Origin of the sequence: Vibrio sp. 10N.222.55.A1 (assembly GCF_041473835.1) — a bacterium.
Classification (GTDB): domain Bacteria; phylum Pseudomonadota; class Gammaproteobacteria; order Enterobacterales; family Vibrionaceae; genus Vibrio; species Vibrio crassostreae_C.
Map to the genome: position 1 here is coordinate 93459 of NZ_JBFRSX010000011.1, position 20055 is coordinate 113513.

Sequence of the window (20055 nt, forward strand, 5' to 3'; positions counted from 1 at the left end):
TAACCCCAATTAATAACATTACGGGTTCGCTTTGCGAGTTGCTTATTATTTTTCGTTGCCTATTTATTGAATTAAACGTGTGAGAGTTGATGTATTAATGCGATGCATTTAATGAATGCTAAGTAAATTAAAAACCACTTATCGAGACGATAAAATCTTGTTATTGTTGTCCAGATTACTGATTGAAATGTTTTTAAGTTATTGATTTTAAATGTTTACTTTTCGTTGGATTGTTCTTTGTTTACTAACGTGTAATTCATGCCTCGAAATCAAATATTCAGGTTTATACGCCCCATCACAACCTTGACTTATAATACTACAAATTAAAAATTCAATAGATAATATGCTCTTCAGATATTCATCATAAAGAAGACTTATACATGGAACTCAATACTCTGATCGTAGGAATTTATTTCCTTTTCCTTATCGCAATAGGTTGGATGTTTAGAACGTTCACCAGTACAACCAGTGACTATTTCCGCGGGGGCGGTAACATGCTTTGGTGGATGGTTGGCGCAACTGCGTTTATGACTCAGTTCAGTGCTTGGACCTTCACTGGCGCAGCGGGTAAAGCGTATGCCGATGGTATGGCTGTCGCGGTTATCTTCCTAGCGAACGCATTTGGTTACCTGATGAACTACCTGTACTTCGCTCCGAAATTCCGTCAACTACGCGTGGTAACGCCAATTGACGCGATTCGTATGCGTTTTGGTAGCTTCAACGAGCAAGTGTTTACTTGGTCTGGCATGCCGAACAGTATTGTTTCTGCGGGTATTTGGCTGAACGGTTTGGCGATTATCGCATCGGGCATCTTTGGCTTCGATATGACAACCACCATCGTTCTAACCGGCCTTGTTGTACTAGTGATGTCGGTAACGGGCGGTTCATGGGCGGTTATCGCGTCTGACTTCATGCAGATGGTTATCATCATGGCAGTAACCGTAACATGTGCTGCTGTGGCTATCGTGCAAGGTGGCGGCGTTACTGAAATCATCAACGATTTCCCTGTAGCAGAAGGCGCATCGTTTGTTTCTGGTAACAACCTGAACTACGTAAGCATCTTCGGTATCTGGGCATTCTTCATCTTCTTCAAGCAGTTCAGTATCACCAACAATATGTTGAACTCTTACCGTTACCTAGCGGCAAAAGACTCTAAGAACGCGAAGAAAGCGGCGCTGTTGGCGTGTATTCTGATGACAATTGGTCCAATCATTTGGTTCATGCCACCTTGGTTTGTAGCAGGACAAGGCGTTGACCTTGCAGCACATTACCCAGACGCAGGTTCTAAAGCAGGCGACTTCGCTTACCTTTACTTCGTAGAGCAATACATGCCAGCAGGTATGGTGGGGCTTCTAATTGCAGCGATGTTTGCGGCAACCATGTCTTCAATGGACTCAGGTTTAAACCGTAACTCAGGTATCTTTGTTATCAACTTCTACCAACCGATTCTTCGTCCAAACGCGACAGAGAAAGAGTTGATGGTTGTGTCTAAGTTGATGTCTTCGGTTTTCGGTGTCGCTATCATCCTTATCGCACTGTTTATTAACTCACTGAAAGGCTTGAGTCTGTTCGACACCATGATGTACGTGGGTGCACTTATTGGCTTCCCAATGACCATTCCAGCATTCTGTGGCTTCTTCCTTAAGAAGACTCCGGACTGGGCAGGTTGGGGTACGCTAGTGGTCGGTGCGATTGTGTCTTACATCGTTGGTTTCGTGATTACCGCTGAAATGCTACAAAACTTGTTCAACCTAGAGCCTCTAACAGGCCGCGAATGGTCTGACTTGAAAGTTGCAGTAGGTCTGATTGCGCACCTAGTGTTTACTGGCGGCTTCTTTGTTCTTTCGACATTGTTCTACAAACCACTAGAAGCGTCTCGTCAGAAAGATGTTGATACCTTCTTCAACAACCTTGCGACACCATTGGTTTCTGAATCAACAGCACAGAAGAAACTGGACAACAAACAACGTCACATGCTGGGCTCACTGATCGCAGTGTCTGGTGTGGCAGTGATGGCGATGTTTGCTCTACCGAACCCATTCTGGGGAAGAATGATGTTCGTACTGTGTGGCGGTATCGTATTCGTAGTTGGTTTGCTGTTGGTGAAAGCTGTAGACGACTCGGTTGAGGATGCGAAACAAGCAGCTTAAGTTAGCTAACCAGTTAAACAAGTAATTAAACATAAAACGGCTGAGCTCTAATGCTCAGCCGTTTTTTATTGTATGAGAAAATGAGCTTATAACGATTGGATAGGTGTCACAACAGGGGATTAATGGATGCTTTGAGTTTGACCAGAAGAGATGAATTAGATAAGGCGTGACGAGATGTACATCAACAAGGCTTGTAGGTCGACACTGCTTCGAGTCTTTTGCAGACGTTCATTGACCTGATCGTGAAGCAGGTTTCGAGTTAGGTTGGTCGCCGCGACAATGTGCTCACGCTGTGGCTTGGTTGGCAGAACAAGAGCAATGGCTACATGCACTTCGCCGATACGTGATTCCCAGTCAATCGGGTCGTCACTGACGATAACCGCAATCGAGAGATCTTGGGTCGATTCAAACATTACATGCGGTAGTGCGATACCCGGTGACACGCAGGTTGAAGAGCGTTCTTCTCGCTTAATAAATGCCAGAATCAGTTCATCTGGATCCTCTGGGTAAACAAGGTGAGCGAGCCCTTTTAAGCACTCAAATTTGGTCAGTTGGGTTTGCGCCTTAGCGTGGTGCCATTTGATGTCACAAGGCGGGCATATCTGTGGCATTCGCTGGATTAAATCGCTAGAGAATTCATGGTTCACTTGCGAACCAACCATGTCGTAATGCTCAGCAATTACATCTTTGAGAACGAAACAGGCCAGCTCCGCATCAATCCCAACCGCGGTTATCTGACACAAATCACCACGAAGTAAACCTACTTGCAGCATCGCAACGGATTTGGAGAGATCAGCGGTTCGATTTTGAGTGATGTTGATAATGCGGATGTTGCTTTTGAACTTCTTCGCTAAGCGAGTCAGCGGCTGTGCGACATGTGAGTTCGCGGCAGGATCGTTAACGAAGAAGGTGATCTGGTATTCGTTCATCAAAAGCTTAAGTTCGACAATGCTTAATAAAGACTTTATCGATACTCAACAATACCTCTTCCATTGGAACAAATACGGTTTTAGCTGGGTCAAATCGGCTTAGTTGTCCGATGTCGATATCAGAGACGATCAACACCTTGTCTGCGAGGGTAATATCTTGGGCTGTCAGTAAGTTTTCAATACCCATAGCGCCTTGCGTCTCAACCTTGATTGAAACGTTGAACTTAGGGGCTGTTTTATTTAGAGCATCAGCTGCCATATAGGTGTGCGCAATGCCTGTAGGGCACGCAGTTACCGCTACAATTCTCATTATTATTCTCGGCTTAATCTCGTCCCTGTTACGTTACAAAAGCTACCTTTCAGAAGCTACCTTGGAAAAGCTATCTTGCATGGAAAATCCAGTATAGAAAGCTCGCATGGCGGAGGGACGATATTGTTATGGGTTCTGTGGATTTTATGGATTGGCGTTTTTTATTCCAAGGTGAAAGTCACACTCTGAGTTCTTGGTTACAATAATCCAGTTAATGCACCTTTCGTCCTATATATTGAGTGCCTTCACACCGTTAATCTTTTCATCTTATTAACCTTATCACTTACGTAATTACTTCAGTCTGAAATCAGGCGAGGCAGAGCAGCATATGGATATCACCAACATTATCGAGCCCGAGATTATCTGTTTGGATTTACAAGCAGACTCAAAACAGGCGGTATTTGAAGAGCTTGTTGAACTGCTCGACCGTGCCGGTAAGCTCTCTAATAAACGTGAATTCCTTGACGACATCTGGAAGCGTGAAGCCATCGGTAATACTGGCTTTGACGATGGCATCGCCATTCCACACGCGAAAAGTGCTGCCGTAGCTAAACCTGCGGTGGCGGTAGGTATCAGCCGTTCTGGCATCGATTATGGCGCAGACGGCGGCGAGCTGTCGGATGTGTTCTTTATGCTCGCTTCACCAGACAACAACGACGACCACCATATCGAGGTACTGGCTCAGATTTCGACCAGGCTTATCGAAGATGGCTTTGTTACAAAATTAAAGGCGGTGGAGTCGGTCGAGGAAGCTCAAGAGCTATTTCTCGAAGCCAATTTAGAATCGTTCGATAGTTACGCCTCTAGCCATCATGAAGTGTATGTCGAGCCACTCAGCCCTTGGGCACAATCTCTTAATCGCCTTAAAGAACACTTGTTATACGGCACCTCACACATGATTCCTTTCGTGGTTGCAGGTGGTGTGCTTTTGTCTTTGTCGGTGATGATGTCGGGTCATGGTGCAGTACCTGAAAGCGGTGTGTTAGCAGATATCGCACAGATGGGCATCGCGGGGTTAACCCTGTTTACAGCGGTGCTCGGTGGTTACATCGCGTATTCAATGGCCGACAAACCGGGTTTAGCGCCCGGTATGATTGGTTCTTGGGTTGCGGTGAATCAATACAATACCGGCTTTCTCGGTGCAATTGTGGTCGGTTTCTTCGCTGGTTTTGTGGTGAATCTACTTAAGAAGATCAAACTACCAGACAGCATGATCTCGCTGAGCTCTATCTTCATCTATCCATTAGTCGGCACCTTCGTGACCTGTGGTGCGGTGATGTGGGTGATTGGCTCTCCGATAGCTCAAGTAATGCTTGAGATGAACCAAATGCTCACGGGCATGGCAGGCTCCGGAAAAATGGTATTGGGCAGTATTTTAGGTGCAATGACGGCCTTTGATATGGGCGGCCCGATCAATAAAGTAGCAACGCTGTTTGCCCAAACTCAGGTGAATACTCAACCATGGTTGATGGGCGGTGTTGGTATTGCGATTTGTACACCACCACTAGGCATGGCACTGGCGACTTTCTTATCGCCAAAGAAATTCAAAAGAGACGAACGTGAAGCAGGTAAAGCGGCGGGCATCATGGGCATGATTGGCATCAGTGAAGGCGCGATTCCTTTTGCTGCCGCCGACCCTGCGCGAGTGCTGCCTGCTGTGGTTGCTGGTGGCATTGTCGGTAATGTGGTTGGTTTTATGTTCCATGTGGTAAACCATGCACCATGGGGCGGTTGGATTGTTCTGCCTGTGGTTGATGGCAAACTTGGCTACATTATTGGCACACTTGCGGGGGCGCTAACCACGGCATTCATCGTGATACTGCTTAAAAAGAATGTGGTAGAAGGTGACGAACTTTCTTATCAGTCTGCAGGTGGTTCGGTAACAGAAGAAGGGCAAGCGGATGTGTTGGCGATCACTTCGTGCCCGTCTGGTGTTGCTCATACTTTCTTGGCGGCTAAGTCTTTAGAAAAGGCGGCGCATCATCTTGGGGTTCGGATTAAAGTCGAAACCCAAGGTGCCAACGGAATAGGTAATCGCATTACCCAGAAAGACATTGAAAGGGCGAGGTTGGTGATCTTTGCTCACGATGTGGCGATTAAAGAAGTTGAACGCTTTGCGAACGTGAAAACCTTGGATGTCAGTACTAAGGAAGCAATGCTTAATGCTCAGGCGTTGATCATGAGAAAGGTGTAACTCTTTAAACCGCAAAGTTTATCATCTATAAAGTTAACTAGATCAAAACTAAAAAGACTCCGCTCAGACCTGTTAAGGCGAAAGTGGAGTCTTTTTGTATTGTGCCCAATCAGTCAGGTCAAACGCTAAAAAGGGTGGTACTTAAATACGTCTTCAACCATTGAGTTGAGTAAATCGATATCGTCACAGGTTTTGGCGTAGGTACGCAGGCCTGCGATTTGAACCTGAACATGACGAGCAAGCTGAGTCGGTTCACGCTCTTTGCTTATCTCACCCAATTCTTGTGATTCTGCGATCAGCTTAGCGAACTCACCTTCCATGATTTTGAGTGATTTCTTTGCTTCTTCTAATAATTCGGCGTGTTCATCAGTCAGTTCTGCTACCGTTTTTGCCAGCATACACATGCCATTTGGCGAACTTTGTTTTGAGTCGACCACAGCACGTTTGACGAAGCTTTCGAGCGCTTTGATTGGAGAGTCTGTTTCACTGCGGAAGCGGTTCAGATTCAGGATGCCAAGTTCGGTATAGCGAGCAAGCGTCTCTTTAAACAAACCTTCTTTGCTGCCGAACGTCGCGTAGATGCTGCCCGGACGCATATCAATCACGTCTTGCAGGTTGCGCATAGAAGTCGCATGAAAGCCCTTTTCCCAATACAGGTTCGTTGCTTTATCTACTACGTCTTGTCTATCGAACTTAGCGGTCTTAGCCATAACATCTACTTCATTAATCTGAACATATGTTCAATATTTTATGCTGAACGCCCGTTCTAGTAAAGGTGTGTTTAGCTGCTTTGCGCAGGCTTAGAACATCAAAGAGTTAATAAAACATCCAGATCATCAGGAAATAATCTTAATCATCAATAACTTCTACGGTCTTGTGCTGAGCGCCGTAGTAGGTGCCTTCATCGATGGTGTACATCAATGTTGCTTCGCACTCTGGACAATCGAATTCCTCATTGGGTTCAATAGCCGCTTCTTCTACCCATTCCCAACCGATATGTTCTTCGCAAGCGGGACAATCCATACAATATCTCTCAGTTGTTGTCGCATATTTATTGCGAATCTCTACTTTGATAATTCGGCATTATACATATTTAGTTAACGAGGAATAGACAGTTAATCAGCGCAGAATAGGGAGTTGATTAGTTGTGAATCAATCGCTGGTGAGCGTTGAATCTATAGTTAGTTCTGAATATATCGTTTTCTCTGAGCACATAATTGGTGCAGGCCTACCCCTTTTGGGTAGTTAAAGTGTGTCAGATTTCAGTCGCTTACGTCAATAAAATGTTGTCGCATGTGTTTTGGGTATCGTTAGGTCGCTTAGCTAACAGTTTTATCGGTAAATCAATGAATTTTGTAAGGTTAAATGTTACCTTCATCGCATCGCGATCTGTGTGGCACGGTAATTGATGCACATTGATCAAGTTGAATAATTATACAGTCACAATTGAGGCGCATCTTATTAAGGGTGTGCGAGTTAGATGACTGAAAAGATTTGTTAGCTGCTAGGGAAATGATAATGAAATTAACCGATATGTCTTTTAAGCAAAAAATCATCGCTTTGCTTATTTTACCGATCTTGGGATTTCTATGGCTTAGCGTTTCTGCGATTTCAAAAGGCGTAGAAACCACCAGTGAATTGTCTTCATTAAACCAACTTACCCGTTTGTCGGTTGTGTACAGTGAACTTGTGCATGAGTTACAAAAAGAGCGTGGAATGACGGCTGGGTTTATCGGCTCACAGGGCACTAAGTTTGTCAGTGAACTACGTGCACAAAGAGCCAGTGCAGATAATAGACGTAATCTGAAAACCGAATACTGGCAATCTGCTGAAATCGATTTACCGCAGATCACTCGGCTGAACACTGAAATAAGCCAAAGCCTAAATCAAATTACTTCTATTCGAAATCGAGTGGATTCTCAATCGATTCCTCTGTCTGAAGCTTTGGGTTACTACACCAAACTGAATGCAAAGCTGCTGAGCGTATCGGCGTTAATTGCTGAGCTTAGCTCTGATGCTGCCATCACCACTGAAACCATCGCTTACTACAACTTTTTACAAGGTAAAGAGCGAGCGGGTATCGAGCGTGCTGTCCTAAATAATACCTTCTCTAAAAATGAATTTGGCCCAGGCATGTTGGTTAAATTCATCTCTTTGGTGACTGAGCAAAATACCTATTTCTCAAACTTTGAGGTATTGAGTAACCCAGCTAACGTTCGTTTCTTTGAACAGCAATTGAATGATCGTTCGGTGGCAGAAGTAGAAAAGCTTCGTGGTTTGGCTGAATCTAAGATGAGCGGTTTTGATGTTGATCCTGTGTACTGGTTCTCGCAATCTACCGCTCGTATTGTTCAGCTAAAGAAAACAGAAAACCGCCTAGCAGAGTCGCTTATCGCACTGACAGAGAAAAAAATGTCAGAGGCGCAGTCTGCGATGATGATGAGTATTGGTCTGTTTGCTTTGATAACCTTGTTCGCGACCTTCGTGAGCTATAAGGCGATCAGCGACCTGACGATGAGAGTAAAAGATCTTACAGTGATGTTGTCTAAGGTTCGTAATGACAACGACTTAACAGTTCGCGCTAAGTTCGTTGGCAACAGCGAGCTTGGACAGATCTCTTCGGCACTCAACGAAACGCTAGAGAAGTTTTCAAACGTTATCGACAACCTGTCTCAGTCGAGTCTGACCTTAGCTTCAGCCGCTGAAGAAACCTCACAAACCTGTCACTACAATTCGAACACGCTAGTGCAACAACAAGACCAAATTGGCTTGGTTGCGACGGCGACAGAAGAGTTATCAGCAACGGTAAATGAGGTGGCGGCTAAAACTCAGCAGACAGCAAGTTCCGCTAAACTGGTCGATGAGCAGTCTCAAGAAGGTTTGAGTACGGTTCAAAACTCTTACCACTCTATCGAAAAACTGGCATCTGAAATTAATGATCTAGCGGAAAAGATCACGCACTTACACGAGAGCAGTAATAACATCAACAGTGTGATTGATGTGATTAAGTCCGTCGCTGAACAGACTAACTTGTTAGCATTGAACGCGGCAATTGAAGCGGCAAGAGCGGGTGAGCAAGGTCGTGGATTTGCGGTAGTGGCTGATGAAGTTCGCACGTTAGCACAGCGTACTCAGCAGTCGACAGCTGAAATTGAAGGTTTCATCAGCTCGTTACAGTCTGATGTGCAAACCGCGTTTAATGTGATTGATAACAGTCAGAAGATGTCGTCTAAAGCGGTTGAGGATTCAAAAGAGGTGGAACACACCTTACAAGGTATCTCAGCATCGGTGAGCGAGATCTTTAGCATGACTGAGCAGATCGCAACCGCTACCGAAGAGCAAGCGGTAGTGACTCAAGATATTGCTCAAAACGTCATGGCAGTAGAGCAGAAGTCGACAGAATCTACGACAGGTGCAACGCAAATAGCTGCAACAGCCAAAGAACAAGCTCAGTTAGCAGCTTCATTGAAAGATATTGCGAGTACGTTTAAGAGCTAACTAGCAAGCACTCCAATAAGAAGTAAAATGCCCGTTAGTCTCTACTTTTAATAGCAGGACTAACGGGCTATTTGTATCTGCTGTCTTCTAAATGGCAACAGATAGTCCATTCAATGGGGATCTACCCCATAAACCAAGACACGAAAATCAACGCACCAAAACCAAATGTCGCCATTAATGCCGTGTCGCCACCGGCTGCTGTGTAGCTGCCTTCGGTTTGTAGGTGAGGGAAGTCAGGTCTGCGAACCTTAACTACCATTGCGAGTGGGCCCCAGATAGCTAGGAACACCAGCACCATACCTGCATAGTCCAGCATGCTTACAAACTGGCTAGCGAACAGCTCAGCTAATACCAAAGGTAAGATGAAGGTTAGCGCATAAGCCAACGCTTTGTTGTTGGTCACCGCATCTTTGTTTTGGTCGTAAAGCGCCATCGACACGCCGAGGAAAGAAGTCACCAAGGCTAGAGCAGAGAACAGAGCGATCACCACTTTCAACCAAGCAGATTGGCCGCTGAACGCAGAGATCAACTCAGAGATATTGTGGAACTGGCTTATCGCGTCTGTGCCAAGGTTGCCGATAATCGCGAATAACCAAGTCAGGTAGCAAATTAATGGAATCACTGAGCCAAGCAGAATCATATTGCGGATCTGCTTTTGAGTCGCTTCACGGTTGTAGATCACCAGTGATGGGATCACCACCATAGAGGCAAAGCTGGTAAAGATAACCGCGCTGTATTGCACCACATCATTGGCTGTGTATTGGCTGGTTTGAGTAAGGTAATCAAGGCGAATGTTGCTAAACAACGACGCGATAACGATAAACAGCATCACGACCATCAAGATGAATAGCCCGCGATTCAGTTTGTCGATATAAGACTTGCCCGAGACGACGATAGCACCCATCAATAGGCTGAAAATGGTATACGCAACGGATGCTGATACATCGACACCAACGTCGAGCAGTAGCTTATGAATGATGTCACCGACACCCAAGATATAAGCGATCAACATGCATACTAGCAACAGGTAAAAGAGTGCATTGATAAAGTGTTTACCTTTGCTGCCCAGAGTGAGGTAAGCAACACTGCTCATGCCACTGTTGTCTTTAGTTTTAGTGCATGCTTCTGCCAGGAGGAGTGCAGAGTATGTGGTGCCGATAAAGATAAGTAGCATCAGCACTGAGCTGATCATGAAGCCAAATTGGGCCAACACCATGGGAATAGCGAGCATGCCAGCCCCTAATGCAGTTCCTGACAGAATCAAAGAACTGCCGAATAATTTCATATTCAAGAAAAACAACCTCAAGCGATCCAATTAAATTTTGTTTGGATTGTAAATAATTGTTTCCAAGACTAACAAAATACTCAGTAAAGTTAGGGGTTAATTTCTAATAAATTTTGAATTTTTCTAAAAAATTTAAGCAGGAATTTCTGGTGTATATGTGTGGTTGATTTAAGTATTCACTCGGTGAGTTTATTTATCGTTTAGTTAACGTTCGTCCATTATTGAATGATTTAGAAATTGGCAAAATTCAGTTAAAAAGAAGTATGTTTATGAGCTAATTGTTTTCAATTCATCAAGTTTAATACTTCTCCTTTCCTGAATCCCGTTCAGGCAATGTCGATGACTAACCGTTCTATGGGTAAAAGACACGCTCAGATCGCTCTATCAATTTGAAGGTAAATAGGTAAAGAACGAGAAAAGTGTCGAAAATTCTGTTGACCTGACTACAACTTCATAGTTTATCTTTACTACTGAAATGAGGGAGAAGTGGATGTATCGCATATCTGAATTAGCGGAGCTCGTTGGCCTGAGCCGTTCAACGCTTTTGTACTATGGAAAGTTGGGTTTGATAGAAGCTCAACGCACCAATAATGGTTATCGAAGTTATTCCGAACGCGACTTGCAGCGTGTGAAATTGTTGCAGCAGTTACAAGCGGGTGGACTGACGTTGAAAGAGTGTCAGGCGTGTTTGGATGCCAAGGTTGACCGCTCCTTGTTACAAAACCGACTCGAACAATTGGACGAAGAGATCGCTCAGAAACAGCGTTCGAGAGATCTTTTATCGGCCTTGTTAGGCGAGAGTGGTTTGCAAGATTGGCATGAATCGATGGACAAGGTGGCGCCTGATGCGCATCTCGATTGGCTCATTAAGCAAGGCTTTGATGAGAAGCAAGCACTGCGACTGAAATGGCTTTCAAAAGACATGAACGATCATGACCAGTACATGGCGGATTTTGAGGTGATCTTTGAGGGTTTACAGCGTTTAGGGCCAGGAACAGCGGAAGATACTTTAGCGGCGTTGGTACACGTTTCGGTTTCTCCTAAACGTGTGCTTGAGATCGGTTGTGGTAAAGGTATTGCCACCTCTGTGTTAGCGAAAGCCTTAGTAGAACATCAAGTGGATGTGCAAATAACGGCGGTAGATAATGATCAACCGAGTTTAGATGTTCTGACTCAGCAAGCACAGGTTCTTGGCTTAGAAAGCAACGTCAAAACCGTATGCGCGAGCATGATGGATCTGCCGTTTGAAGCTAAGTCGTTTGACCTAATTTGGTCGGAAGGCAGCGCTTACATCATGGGTGTTGAAAAGGCGCTAAAGCAGTGGCGAAATTTACTCAGTGATGACGGCATATTGGTCGTTAATGATTTGGTGTGGAATACCGAACAACCTAACGAATCGAGCAAAGCGTTCTGGCAGAAAGAGTACCCGGACATGACGACGGTTTCCGAGCGTATTAAACAGGCAAAAGCAGCGGGTTATGAAGTTTTGGATCACTTTGCAATGAGTGACGCTGGTTGGCTTGCGTATTACCAGCCCTTTCAAAAGCGAATAGAAGCGCTTAAAGCAACGATGCCGAACTCAAAAGCGCTCGTCGATTGCTACAATGAAGTTAAACAATTTTTCGATAGCAACACATCAAAGAACGGCTTGGATCAACAGCCTTCGAAAGGTTCTGAACAACGTGATTTTGATTATCAGTTCTTTGTGCTCAAGAAATTAAAGTAAATGAGTAACACCATGAAATTTAGGCAATATAATTCAAATGAAATCGAAACGATCACTCAAGTTTTCACTCAAACCTTTACGGATTCAGAAGGTGAGAACGAAGGTAAAACTTTGGGTGAGCTTGCCAACGATCTTTTAACGACCACAGCTCCGACAGAGCTATTTTGCTTTGTTGTTGAAGATGATTCTAGTGAGTCGGATGCGGATAGTACGATTGTAGGCTCGATTATCTTTACGTCGCTTTCATTTGACGATGAAACCAAGGCATATTTGCTTTCGCCAGTCGCGGTGAGCACTCAGGTGCAAAAGCGTGGTATTGGTCAGCGCCTGATTAACTCCGGTTTGCAGCTCCTAAAAGAGCAGGGTATTGAGCTTGCAGTGACGTACGGTGATCCTAACTACTATTCAAAAGTGGGCTTTGAGCAAATTACCGTTGAGCAAGTCCCTGCGCCCTTTGAATTGAGTTTCTCTCACTGTTGGTTGGCTCAATCGTTGACTGGTGGTGAAATTAAAGTAACAAGTGGCAAGTCGAGCTGTGTTAAAGGCTTGGCCCACGCAGAATATTGGTAGCCGCTTGCAAAAAAATTGAGAAAAAGAGAAAGCCCATCAGGTGTTTGCCTGTTGGGCTTTCTTGTTATGAACGAAGACATTCTTCTGGCTTCAATGTATAAGTTGAACAACTGTTCAAGATAACACTTGAACGATCGTTCTTGTTTGATCTATATTGTTTTTACACCAACGGAGAACATTCATTAATTGCTCCGTGATTGAATAACTTTAGAACCGAAAATTGATAGGGATAGAGCAATGAGCAACTTCAAAATTCACTCAGTAGAATCCGCGCCAGAGCAAAGCCAACCTATTCTTGAGGGCGCTAAAAAGCAGATGGGCAGAGTGCCGGGCTTGTTTGGTGTGTTGGCTGAATCTCCAAACACACTTAAGGCTTACACTCAGCTTCATCAGGCGTTTAGTGACTCATCTTTCGATGCTGAAGAGCTAACGGTTGTTTGGCAAACCATCAACGTTGAACACGAATGCCACTACTGCGTTCCTGCACACACTGGCATTGCACATTCAATGAAGGTTGATCCTGCAATCACCGAAGCACTGCGTAATCGCACAGCTTTACCCACTGAAAAGCTGCAAGCCCTGCATGATTTTACGCTGAGCATGGTACGTAACCGCGGCAATGTGCCTGAAAGTGAAATGGCAGCATTTTTCGAAGCGGGCTACGGTCAGCAACAAGTGCTAGAAGTGATTCTTGGCCTGTCTCAGAAAGTGATCAGTAATTACGTAAACCACGTTGCTAAAACGCCAGTCGACAAAGTTTTTGAACAGTTCGCTTGGCAAGGGTAATCGTATTTAACTAACCATCGTATTTAAGCAACTCAAGATATGATAATGATGAAAGCCCCACTCAGTTGAATGGGGCTTTGTTGTTTTGGTCTAAATGGTAATTAGAAAGGTAACCTAACGCACGTGCTTAGCGATTATCTTCGCTAGTGTCACAACCCCTTCTTTCCACTCTTTGCTCTCTTCAATGTTGGCAACAGTAAAGCGCAAGCAGTGTTTATATTGGTCGTTGGTGCCAAATACTGTTCCGGGTAAAATCCCCAACTTATGCTTTAAACAGTCTTGATAGACCGCGTAGCTATCGACCGATTCAGGCAGTGTTATCCAGTTTAAAAAAGAGCCTTCCGGTTTTGATAGGTGGTATTGCCCGACAAGGTGTGGGTGGCTATCTAGTGCTTGTATTAACAGGCTTTGGAATTGCTTTTGGTTGGTTTGGTAGAGCCGTTTCATTTTGGATAAGTGGCTGCGATATTTACCGGTAGTGAGGAATTGCCCCACCGCGGATTGCATCAGGTTTGAGCTGCCCATGTTGTCGCATAAAAGGTACTTTTCGACTAAAGGTTGGTAGCGACCCGATAGTAACCAGCCGATTCGCAAGCGTGAGTCTAAGGTTTTAGACAATGAATTGACGTAGATGACTCTATCTTGGTCATCAAGCTCTTTGAGGCTAGCGATTGGTGTATCGAATGCCAAGCTACCGAACACATCGTCTTCGATAATTGGCAAACATCCGGTGATCTCCAGTAATGCTTTTCGATTCGCCAATGGCATTCTTGAGCCGGTTGGGTTGGTAAAGTTTGGTGTTAGCAGTAAGGTTTTCACTTCCCATTTATCCAGTGCACTTTGTAGCGAAGGAATGTCAATACCGTGGCTAACGCTGCTTGGTATTTCAAGGGCTTGTAAGCCAAGCGATTCAAGTAAAAGTAGATTACCGAAATAACAGGGCGACTCGACCGCCACGATGTCGCCGGGCTTGGTGAGCGCACGCAAAGCTAGACTGATCGCCTGTTGAGCACCATGAGTAATTGCAATCTCTTTCGATCCCGCAGGCACACCAAGATCATGAGTGATCTTTAACAATTGCTTTACTAATTGCTCGTCGCCGGGGGGTAATTGGTAATAACCGGGAAGCTGAGTTTGTAATCGACTGTGACGGCCAATCTCGGCATACAAGCTACGAATCGCAGGATTGTTGATGTTCGGGTGCGCGGAGCCTGCCAACAGTTTCAGGCGACCTTTTGGACGAGAGAGTACCGATTTGGTGACAGACAACAGATCGACTTTTTGAGGTTGGCTTGATGCATCCCAGCTGGTGGTGTTCGGTGCTTTCACGCGATAGCCAGATTTAGGTACTGAATAAACCCAGCCTGTGGCTTCCAGTTCTTGATAGGCGCGAATTACGGTATTTTTGCTTACGCCAAGCTGTTCGCTTAACTGGCGGATCGAGGGAAGGCGATCGTCTGGATGAAAGAGCCCCTTATCGATCTGAGCCTTAATATGTTGTTCGGTAGCAAGGTATTTATTGCCGCTGAGTTCTGCTTCCACGTTTTTCTCCCTCGTTGCTCACTCTCAATCTGTAACCATTCAAAGTGTTATATCTGTATCTTTATTAGTTATCTGTACCCAACTAAGGTAACAGCATTGATGAAGAGTTGACCAGAGGTTTGTAATGCTGATTAAAATGATTCCGTTTGTGTTTGTAATATTGTGGTCGTCAGGTTTTGTCGGCGCACGTCTTGGTGTGGAATACGCGGAACCCGCAACATTACTTTCATTGAGGATGGTAGCCAACGTGGCGCTGTTCTTGGTTTTGATTGCAATCCTTAAGCGTCGTATTCCTCGTGGTCGAGCATTCTTCCACGCAAGTGTGGTTGGCATCTTGATTCATGGTTTCTACCTTGGTGGCACCTATCTGGCGATTGATATAGGTATGCCCGCCGGGTTGAGTTCTCTACTTGTTGGCTTACAACCGATTCTTACCGCATTGATTATGATCAGCTGTACTTCTCAGCGTTTTAATTTTGCACAGTGGTTGGGGTTAGCGCTTGGTTTTGCGGGTATTAGTTTGGTGTTGATGGGCAATATTGAATGGCAGTCAGACGACCAAAAAGGCTTGGCAACGTTATTGTGTTTGGTTTCATTGGTGGGTATTACCTGCGGCACTTTGTATCAGAAGCGCTTCTGTCAGGGGACAGATATGGTCGGCGGTGCGATGGTGCAATATTTGGCTTCTGCCGCGTTGTTTCTGCCGTTCGCAATGCGTTACGAAACTATGCAAGTAAACTGGACGATAGAATTCACGTTGACTCTAATTTGGCTGGTGGTCGTTCTGTCTTGTGTTGCCATCCTATTGTTGCTTTACATGGTAGAGCACGGTGCATCTTCAAGTGTGGCTTCGGTCTTTTACTTGGTGCCACCGACGACAGCAATCCAAGCGTGGCTTATTTTCGGTGAGTCGTTCGACATGTATGGCGCGATGGGCTTTGCTTTGTCTGCTGCGGCGGTTTATTTGGTGGTGAAAAAGCCTGAGTTAATTAAGGCTCGTAGGCGAACAGTGTTAGAGCGGTAGTTTGTATACCAAACTCATCCTACTAAAAATCGATGACTAGAAACAAAAAAGAGCCTGAATATTCAGGCTCTTTCTATATAAAATATTGGCTAGCGACTTTTGATTAGCGTTTCATCAAACAAGCGTAAGCCGTTGTAAACGGTGCTTCTTGGTATTGCTTAAGGCCGGTCTCTTTGAACTTCATCATAAGAGGGTTGCGCTTAAGGCTTTCTTTGATTTCAGCTGGAGACACAACGGTTACATCTAGGCCGTCGATTAGCTGAATTGCTGCTTCAAGTTTGAAGCCGAAACCACCGCCAGCAAATTTGCCTTTAGTCTGACGTTGGCGAATTACAACTTTTTCTACTTGGTAATCTTCCATTAACTTTGCAAAAGAGAATTGAAAGTCTTTCATATTCTGTGTGTCGTTTGCGTCGCTAATCGCAACCTTAGAAACTCGGCAATCAGGAATGTTAAATACGCCGTCTGACAGAGAAAGAAGACAGATGACTGCATCGTTACCTTTGATTTCAACACCACAAATTTTCATGTTCTTACCTACTTATTTTAGAGCCCTACATTATGGTGTTATTTCTAACACTTCTCCAGTATTTGCGCGTATCAGCAGCAAATAAGTCTAAATCAGAGAGTATTTTAGTCGCCGAAAGTTAACCTTTGATTGAAAAAACATCACACGAATTTACGGTATCGTTTTCTATGAGATGAAGCTCACAAAAGCTTAGCGGGATTTTATATGTGTGCTGTATATTGCGCGCGCACCCCTATTTGAAGTGTGGTTATTAATCCCAATGAATATCAATAATCTTTCGATTAAGAGTAAAATCGCGATCCCGCTGTTGGTGATTGTGATTGTTTTTTCTACCGTTACTGTGCTCAACGTTATCAGATCAAATGCTCAAGCTGCGATTAATAATGAGCTCAATAATGTGGTTCAGCCCGTGTTAGACAATTTGGAAGATGGGTATCGTGACATTTATCAAGTTATCGCTTCTGCTCAAGGTCTATTACTCTCGAAAGACCAAGCGGCGATTGAGTACCAAAAATTTGAATTTAAAGACAACGCTTACAAAGCGGTTCCTCGTTTTGAAAGTGTCGAAACCTTGTATCAAGCGGGCGTGTTGGATCCATCTTCACGTGGCGAGTTATCAAAGCTTGTTAACGCGATGAGCAAGTGGGTGGCACTGCACGAGCCAATGTTCGCTGATCCGGCAAACGCAGACCAATACAATATTGATTACTCACCAGCGCTTGACGCAGAGTTTGCGATCATTCGTACTCAATTGCGCGATATCCGAACTCTGATCGAATTGAAACAGAAAGAGCTTCGCCAGCAAGCCGATGACTCTATTGAATCAAGCAAGTTGATCATTGAAGTGGATATGGCAGTTGCTGTTTTTGCCGCGCTTTTTGCTATGTGGTTATCGAATCGCTTTATCGTTCAGCCAATCCAGAACGTAGAGAAAGCGATGAATGAGATCGCATCGGGCGACGGTAACTTGTCTCAACGTATGGAGGTCGAAGGTAATGACGAGATCGCTCGTTTGAGTTCTGCTTTCAACCAGTTTGTTGGCAAGATCCATGTCACCGTGGAGCAAGTTATTCTCACATCGAACGCAGTACGTGGCGAGATGGAAAACATCAAATCACTCACGCAAAGTGTTGCTGAATTCTCGTCTAATCAACAGCGAGAAAGTGAAGTGGTCGCGGCTGCAGTTCATGAAATGCAAGCAACCAGTGAAGTGGTGAGTGGTAACGCATTAGATGCGGCAACCGCAAGTAACGTTGCAAACCATGAAGTGGAATCGGCCGATACTACGCTTGGCTTAACTGTTACTTCGATTGAACGCCTTGCGCAAGATATCGAGAACGCGGGCGGTGTTGTTCAAGAGCTGGACACAGACGTGAAGAACATTGCCTCAATCCTTGGTGTGATCAAAGGCATTGCAGAGCAAACCAACCTACTTGCTTTGAATGCGGCTATTGAAGCGGCACGAGCGGGTGAACAAGGCCGTGGCTTTGCGGTTGTGGCTGATGAAGTTCGAGCGCTTGCGAGTAAAACTCAAGACAGCACTGGCGAAATCCAATCAATGATTGAACGCTTAGAAGTGGGTGCTAAACACGCGGTTGGTGTGATGACTGAAAGCAAAGTGAGTGGCGAGAAAACCATTGTTCAAGCAGGAACTGCAGCATCTTCATTGAGTGAGATTCGTAACTCAATTGGCAAGATGAATGACATGAACACACAAATTGCTACGGCGGCTTCGCAACAGTCTCAAGTGTCTGAAGAAGTGAATAAGAATGTTCAACGCATCGCTGAAAGCACCATGCAAATGGTTGAGATGGCAAGCAGCGCAGAAAATGCATGTATGGCATTGGCTGAACAGTGTGAAGCGCTAGATAGCCTTGTGTCTCAGTTTGAAGTGTAATTTTCAAAATTAGACAGACGAATATGAGCTGATAATGGTTGCTCGTATTGAGTCCCATTAATCAGCGGTGAACGACAAAAAAGCCCGCACTCTATGAGTGCGGGCTTTCTTTTTGACTAGGTGATCAGTCTTTTGACTAGGTGATCAGTTTTTAGACCTGATCAATCTCTCAGTGTTAGCTGCTAAGACCGTCTTTGTATGTGTAACGGTAGTCCACTTTTACGTTCGCTTGGTAGTGGATGTCGCCGTTCATGTTAGTGATCTTTTTCACTTCCATATTTGCATCATCAATCTTGAACGAATCGTATTTGGTTGTCTGTTGGAACTGTGGCAGTTCTCTTGAAAGCTCAAGAGGTGTTTTTGCGCGTAACTCATCCATAAGGTTGGTGCCTGCATCGTATGCTTCGACTTCACTAGCATATGTGTCAGATTTTAGCGTTGTTTCTTGAATTGTTGTTTTAGTTGCTGCAAACGCAGTGGTGCTGAGTACAAGAGTTGATGCAAGTATGATTAACTTCTTCAAAGGGATACCTTACTTTGTTGTACCAGTGTTTTAGAGATTCTCACCCTAGCAATAGGGGATGAGGTTAATGTTAGGACAAAAATATGGTTCTGTAAGGGAATGACTATAGGTGCCGAAGATTAATGTACAGCGCATATCAAGCAAGGTGACACTGATATCTAACTTCAATACACTGTATGGGTAACCAAAGTTCAGCATAAGGTAAAGGCATGGCCAATTGGGAAGGGGTAAGTGAGTTTGTTGCAGTGGCAGAGCGTGAAAGCTTTACTGGTGCGGCGCAGAAGCTCGCTACGTCGGTGGCTCAAATCAGTCGTAGAGTAGCAAACCTCGAAGAACGACTCGCAGTGAAACTGCTCAATCGAACGACTCGAAAGGTGTCTCTTACAGAGGCTGGGCAACTCTATTACCAACAATGTAAGTTGTTGGTCGAAGGTTTAGAAATTGCTGAGCTTGCGGTCACGCAGATGCAATCCACACCCAAAGGCTTACTGAAAGTCACCGCGCCTGTGACTTATGGTGAGCGCCAACTCGCCCCAATACTGCATCAATTCTTAAAGCTTCACCCGCAAGTAGAGCTTGAGCTGATGCTGACCAATCAAAAGCTCGATCTTATCGATTCGGGTGTTGATGTTGCGATTCGTCTTGGCCGCTTAGAAGATTCAAGCTTGGTCGCAAAGAAGTTATCGCAGCGACAGCTTTATGTATGTGCAAGCCCTGAATACATTGAACGCTATGGTGAGCCGCATACGCTCTCTGAATTGAGTCACCATCAATGTTTGGTCGGTGGCTTTGAACATTGGCGCTTCAAAGAGAATAAACGCCCTCGCTCGGTTCGTGTTAATGGACGAATTAGGTGTAACAGTGGCTTAGCCTTATTGGACGCCGCTAAACAGAGCATTGGCTTGGTTCAACTGCCAGAATATTACGTGAGTGAAGATCTAGAGTCGGGAGAGTTGGTCGAAGTGTTATCCGATTATCGAGACGACAAAGAAGGGATCTGGGCGCTTTATCCTCAGAACCGCAACTTATCTTCAAAGGTTCGCCTGCTGGTGGACTTCCTTTCTGAGCAATTGGATTAGTGTATGGCTTAAA

The 20055-nt window shown here is 44.8% G+C and carries 17 protein-coding genes; 9 read left to right on the forward strand and 8 right to left on the reverse strand.

The genetic code is table 11. From position 1 onward, the window contains the following. Nucleotides 1–380 precede the first annotated feature (380 nt). Nucleotides 381–2150: a sodium:solute symporter family transporter gene (locus AB4493_RS03120; protein WP_372154498.1), complete on the forward strand. Its 1770-nt coding sequence runs from the start codon at nucleotides 381–383 to the stop codon at nucleotides 2148–2150. Between the two features lie 155 nt (nucleotides 2151–2305). Here the strand turns inward: AB4493_RS03120 and AB4493_RS03125 are convergent, their stop codons facing one another. Together AB4493_RS03125 and AB4493_RS03130 are read right to left on the reverse strand one after the other, a co-directional pair. Then, a complete protein-coding gene (locus tag AB4493_RS03125) occupies nucleotides 2306–3079 on the reverse strand; it encodes a PTS sugar transporter subunit IIA (RefSeq protein WP_372154499.1) in 774 nt (257 codons plus the stop codon). A 7-nt stretch (nucleotides 3080–3086) separates the two neighbouring features. Further along, complete coding sequence (locus AB4493_RS03130) at nucleotides 3087–3389, reverse strand: PTS fructose transporter subunit IIB (RefSeq protein WP_017061658.1); 303 nt, start codon at nucleotides 3387–3389, stop codon at nucleotides 3087–3089. A gap of 328 nt (nucleotides 3390–3717) precedes the next feature. Between AB4493_RS03130 and AB4493_RS03135 the strand changes: the two genes are divergently transcribed. Continuing rightward, the gene (locus AB4493_RS03135) at nucleotides 3718–5583 is read left to right on the forward strand and encodes a fructose-specific PTS transporter subunit EIIC (RefSeq protein WP_372154500.1); all 1866 of its coding nucleotides are present in this window, start codon (nucleotides 3718–3720) and stop codon (nucleotides 5581–5583) included. 125 nt (nucleotides 5584–5708) lie between these two features. On the opposite strand, the gene AB4493_RS03140 is transcribed toward AB4493_RS03135, so the two are convergent. Beyond that, entirely contained in the window at nucleotides 5709–6293 is a 585-nt protein-coding gene (locus AB4493_RS03140; protein WP_137001680.1) for a TetR/AcrR family transcriptional regulator, read from the reverse strand. 139 nt (nucleotides 6294–6432) lie between these two features. Then, a complete protein-coding gene (locus AB4493_RS03145) occupies nucleotides 6433–6606 on the reverse strand; it encodes a hypothetical protein (RefSeq protein ID WP_017061661.1) in 174 nt (57 codons plus the stop codon). 495 nt (nucleotides 6607–7101) lie between these two features. Between AB4493_RS03145 and AB4493_RS03150 the strand changes: the two genes are divergently transcribed. Beyond that, on the forward strand, nucleotides 7102–9081 hold the full coding sequence (locus AB4493_RS03150; protein WP_017064939.1) for a methyl-accepting chemotaxis protein: 1980 nt from the start codon (nucleotides 7102–7104) through the stop codon (nucleotides 9079–9081). Nucleotides 9082–9202: 121 nt separating this feature from the next. Here AB4493_RS03150 and AB4493_RS03155 read toward each other — a convergent pair whose 3' ends face one another. Next, on the reverse strand, nucleotides 9203–10366 hold the full coding sequence (locus tag AB4493_RS03155) for an amino acid permease (protein WP_017061663.1): 1164 nt from the start codon (nucleotides 10364–10366) through the stop codon (nucleotides 9203–9205). A gap of 490 nt (nucleotides 10367–10856) precedes the next feature. On the opposite strand from AB4493_RS03155, the gene AB4493_RS03160 reads away from it, so the two are divergent. The 3 genes from AB4493_RS03160 (at nucleotide 10857) to AB4493_RS03170 (ending at nucleotide 13448) form a co-directional block, all read left to right on the forward strand. Beyond that, a complete protein-coding gene (locus AB4493_RS03160; RefSeq protein ID WP_372154501.1) occupies nucleotides 10857–12092 on the forward strand; it encodes a MerR family transcriptional regulator in 1236 nt (411 codons plus the stop codon). After that, complete coding sequence (locus AB4493_RS03165) at nucleotides 12093–12662, forward strand: GNAT family N-acetyltransferase (protein WP_372154502.1); 570 nt, start codon at nucleotides 12093–12095, stop codon at nucleotides 12660–12662. Between the two features lie 237 nt (nucleotides 12663–12899). Next, nucleotides 12900–13448: a carboxymuconolactone decarboxylase family protein gene (locus tag AB4493_RS03170; protein ID WP_017061666.1), complete on the forward strand. Its 549-nt coding sequence runs from the start codon at nucleotides 12900–12902 to the stop codon at nucleotides 13446–13448. A 114-nt stretch (nucleotides 13449–13562) separates the two neighbouring features. Here the strand turns inward: AB4493_RS03170 and AB4493_RS03175 are convergent, their stop codons facing one another. After that, nucleotides 13563–14990 carry a PLP-dependent aminotransferase family protein gene (locus AB4493_RS03175; protein WP_136974141.1) on the reverse strand — a complete coding sequence of 476 codons (1428 nt, stop codon included), beginning with the start codon at nucleotides 14988–14990 and terminating at the stop codon, nucleotides 13563–13565. A 124-nt stretch (nucleotides 14991–15114) separates the two neighbouring features. On the opposite strand from AB4493_RS03175, the gene AB4493_RS03180 reads away from it, so the two are divergent. Further along, complete coding sequence (locus AB4493_RS03180; protein ID WP_102429238.1) at nucleotides 15115–16014, forward strand: DMT family transporter; 900 nt, start codon at nucleotides 15115–15117, stop codon at nucleotides 16012–16014. A gap of 103 nt (nucleotides 16015–16117) precedes the next feature. On the opposite strand, the gene AB4493_RS03185 is transcribed toward AB4493_RS03180, so the two are convergent. Further along, the gene (locus AB4493_RS03185; protein WP_017061669.1) at nucleotides 16118–16543 is read right to left on the reverse strand and encodes a DUF3010 family protein; all 426 of its coding nucleotides are present in this window, start codon (nucleotides 16541–16543) and stop codon (nucleotides 16118–16120) included. A 259-nt stretch (nucleotides 16544–16802) separates the two neighbouring features. On the opposite strand from AB4493_RS03185, the gene AB4493_RS03190 reads away from it, so the two are divergent. Further along, entirely contained in the window at nucleotides 16803–18440 is a 1638-nt protein-coding gene (locus AB4493_RS03190) for a methyl-accepting chemotaxis protein (RefSeq protein WP_372154503.1), read from the forward strand. A gap of 175 nt (nucleotides 18441–18615) precedes the next feature. Here AB4493_RS03190 and AB4493_RS03195 read toward each other — a convergent pair whose 3' ends face one another. Then, nucleotides 18616–18963 (reverse strand): DUF3316 domain-containing protein, encoded by a 348-nt coding sequence (locus tag AB4493_RS03195; protein WP_372154504.1) that lies wholly within the window; start codon nucleotides 18961–18963, stop codon nucleotides 18616–18618. A 209-nt stretch (nucleotides 18964–19172) separates the two neighbouring features. Between AB4493_RS03195 and AB4493_RS03200 the strand changes: the two genes are divergently transcribed. Then, complete coding sequence (locus AB4493_RS03200) at nucleotides 19173–20042, forward strand: LysR family transcriptional regulator (RefSeq protein WP_017076903.1); 870 nt, start codon at nucleotides 19173–19175, stop codon at nucleotides 20040–20042. Nucleotides 20043–20055: the final 13 nt, after the last annotated feature.